This window comes from Mesorhizobium sp. M7A.F.Ca.US.014.04.1.1, assembly GCF_003998745.1.
GTDB lineage: Bacteria > Pseudomonadota > Alphaproteobacteria > Rhizobiales > Rhizobiaceae > Mesorhizobium > Mesorhizobium ciceri.
Window position 1 is genome coordinate 1 of record NZ_RZRW01000689.1, and the last position, 2,733, is coordinate 2,733.

Sequence of the window (2,733 nt, forward strand, 5' to 3'; positions counted from 1 at the left end):
GCCCAAGCTATTGACCCGCGCGGCACCGGCCATGCTTGCCGGGCCGCTCACCCGTTACGGTTTTCGCGACGCCAAGCCGATCAATTTCGGCAAGGGTTCGCCTCGCCGCCTTGCAGTGCACGGCGTCGACGTCTCGCGTTGGCAAGGCAACGTCAACTGGGACAAGCTGCGGGCGCAGGGCGCCAACTTCGCCTACATCAAGGCGACCGACGGTGGCGACCACCTCGATCCGATGTTCATGAAAAACTGGCGCAACGCCGACGCCGCCGGCTTGAAGCGCGGCGCCTACCATTTCTTCTACTGGTGCCGCACGGCGGGCGAGCAGGCGGACTGGTTCATCCGCAACGTGCCCAGGGTCGAAGGCGCGCTGCCGCCGGTGATCGACGTCGAGTGGAACGGCGAGTCCAGCTGCAAGCGGCGGCCGTCGCGCGAAAAGGTGCTGGAAAAGATGCAGGTGTTCATGGACAAGCTGGAGCGCTATTACGGCCAGCGGCCCATCATCTACACCGCGCCCGATTTCTACCGCGACAATCTCAGGGGCGAATTCCTCGACTATCCGTTTTGGCTGCGTGCGGTCGCCCAGCATCCGTCAAAGGTCTATCCCGGTCGCAAATGGCTGTTCTGGCAGTATTCCGGCTCCGGCCTGTCGCACGGCGTCACTGGCCGCATAGACCTCAATGTCTTCCATGGCGACGAACGGCAATGGCGCGCCTGGGCCGGGGGCCGGCAGACGGTAGCCGACGCCAACTGAGACAAGCTATCAGGCTTGGCGTCGTTCGCTTTCTCGGGTGTCCGCCGATCCTCGACCTCTTCGCCGCTCCCTTCAGGACCCGCTCACGCGGCCTGCTTGACCAGCGTGCGCTGTCGGACCATTTCAAGCGCGATATCGGACTGCTCGATGGACACGCTTCCGCCGGCAGCATTCGCTGAGGAAAGTGCCTGGCTCTTTGACCAACAAGGACGCATGGGAGGAAAAGATGGGTGTGTCATCGGAGGCTCTGGCACAGAGCCGTCAAACGATCAGCGCTTACGAGGATTATGCGGAACAATATGATGCCATCGTGCGCCATGTTCCCAACGAGAGGGAGCAGGCATCGCTCAAGCGCCTGGTGGCAATCGCCGGCACAGGTGGCCGGATTTTGGAAGTCGGGTCCGGAGCCGGATACGATGCGGATTTTCTGGAAAATTTGGGCGTCAAGGTTCGGCGCACCGACGCCACCAAGCGGTTTCTCGAGCTGCAGGCCGCGCGTGGTAAGCATGGCGAGTTGCTCGATCTCATCACCGATGATCTCGGCGGCCCCTACGACGCGGTCCTTGCCCTATGCGTCCTGATCCACGTGCCTCGCGACCAGACCGACCAGGTGCTTGCCAAGATAGCCGGGTCGCTGCGCCCGGGCGGCGCCTTCCTCGTCTCGATGCGCAATGGCGACGGCGAGAGATCAGGCGAATATCACATGGTCTACTGGCGCAGGGACGACTTCGCCGCCCATCTCGAAGGCGCCGGGCTGGTCCTTATCAGGGACGATTTCAACGTCGGCCGCAATAGCGAAGAATGGAACACGTTCCTGGCCGTGAAGCCTGCATAACGCGGCGTGGGCTGTTGCCGTTTGCGCTGCTCAGCCTTTTCAGATTTGCGAAAATACAAGACATTGCCGCCGCCATGCTGTCTATGTGCGGGTTCCTGCACTCCTGGGGGGAGACGAGTTGGAACTCAAGATCATGCTTGTCGGCTTTGCCTGCGTGGTCGCGGGCGCGCTGTCGTTCATCACCTTCATGAAATGGCGAGAGGTGAAGGCACTCAGCCGCTGGCTGCCGACGCCGGGAAAGATCATCTCGTCGCGCGTCGAGGCACGCGAGGTCAGAAGCTCGGGCGTTGGTTCGGACAGCACTGATACGACCGAAATGCGCAATTTTCCGGCGATCACCTTCGAATACAAGGTCGGCGGCAAGAAATTTCAAAGCTCGCGCTACAGCGTGAAGGAGAATTTGGGGAATTTCGAAGTCACCGAAACCCTTGCCCAGTTTCCCCGCGGCGCGGAGGTGACTGTCTTCTACAATCCGGCCGATCCGAGCAAAGCCGTGATCGAGCGCACCATGCCCGAAGGCGCCTTCAAGTTCATGATCCAGCTCTCGGCCGGGCTGGTGGTCGGCGCGCTTGTGCTGGTGTTTTCCGTCGGCGGCGTCCTGGAGGCGATCAGGCCGCATTTGCCCAAGCCGCAAAACCTCGGCGCGGGAGCGCTGCTGCTGTTCATGGGCCTGTTTGCCTTGCGCATGGGCTTCGTCCAGAGATCGCTGGCCGAGCAGGCGGCAAAATGGCCGGTCACTGCCGGCCGCATCGATAACTCGGGCCTGCAGGCGCTCCGAAACCATTCTGGCCATGGTCGCTGGCGCACCGTCTTCAAATCCCGCATCGTCTACTCCTATGACGTCGCCGGCCAGCGCTACAGCGCCGATCGTGTGACCTTCGGCGGAACCGTGACGGCTTCGTTGCCCGGCCTCGTCGGCGGCCAGGCACGGCAGTATGTCGAAGGCAGCAAGGTCGACGTCCACTATGACCCCGCCAACCCCGGCTCGGCGGTGCTGGAATGCCGGGTACGGGGGCTCTGGCTGTTATGGATCTGCTCGGCAGGCTTTCTCGGTGGCGCCGCCTTTCTGGTCGGCCTGGTCTGAGGCGCCGGACGCCTTCAACAGCGGACGAGCGGTCCGCTGTCGAAGCCAGGCCAGGTGACCCGC

General features: G+C 62.8%; 3 protein-coding genes. All 3 read left to right on the plus strand.

Annotated features, from left to right (window positions below; all coding sequences use genetic code 11):
* On the plus strand, positions 1-751 hold a 751-nt coding region (locus EOA22_RS29975), incomplete at its 5' end, for a GH25 family lysozyme (RefSeq protein ID WP_127390447.1).
* 226 nt (positions 752-977) lie between these two features.
* Positions 978-1,586 carry a class I SAM-dependent methyltransferase gene (locus EOA22_RS29985; RefSeq protein ID WP_063170216.1) on the plus strand — a complete coding sequence of 203 codons (609 nt, stop codon included), beginning with the start codon at positions 978-980 and terminating at the stop codon, positions 1,584-1,586.
* 118 nt (positions 1,587-1,704) lie between these two features.
* Entirely contained in the window at positions 1,705-2,670 is a 966-nt protein-coding gene (locus EOA22_RS29990; protein WP_224619575.1) for a DUF3592 domain-containing protein, read from the plus strand.
* Positions 2,671-2,733 lie beyond the last annotated feature (63 nt).